The organism is Cedecea sp. B1(4) (genome assembly GCF_059414925.1).
Map to the genome: position 1 here is coordinate 1 of NZ_JCAHMZ010000061.1, position 354 is coordinate 354.

Sequence of the window (354 nt, forward strand, 5' to 3'; positions counted from 1 at the left end):
GTTCAGATCGACAACAAGCCGCTTTTGCTGGATTTGTGCGCCACTAAGGAAGGCCCGTGGCTAGACACTTTCATTGCCCTTGTGGCTGAAGGGCGCAAACTGGGAATCCGGTTTCGCTGGCGAGAGGCCCACGAAAATTCTGATGGCCTCCGCCACGTGGCGGAGCGCTATGAGATGCCGCTGGATGCATCGAGCTGCTTGCTGAACAACATCCTTCCTCCAGGTCGAGGATGACTTTAATGAAAGCCGCATTTTGTGGTTGATAACCATACCGGAGGCCAAATGGGCATGTTCGACGGTGTTGAGTTCCGGTATCGAATGCCGGACGGATACGAAGGGCACGACTTCCAGACC

At 55.1% G+C, this 354-nt stretch carries 1 protein-coding gene; it reads left to right on the plus strand.

Features of this window, described 5'->3' with window-relative positions; genetic code table 11:
- On the plus strand, positions 1-234 hold a 234-nt coding region (locus ACR6JA_RS22120), incomplete at its 5' end, for a hypothetical protein (protein ID WP_494599528.1).
- Positions 235-354 lie beyond the last annotated feature (120 nt).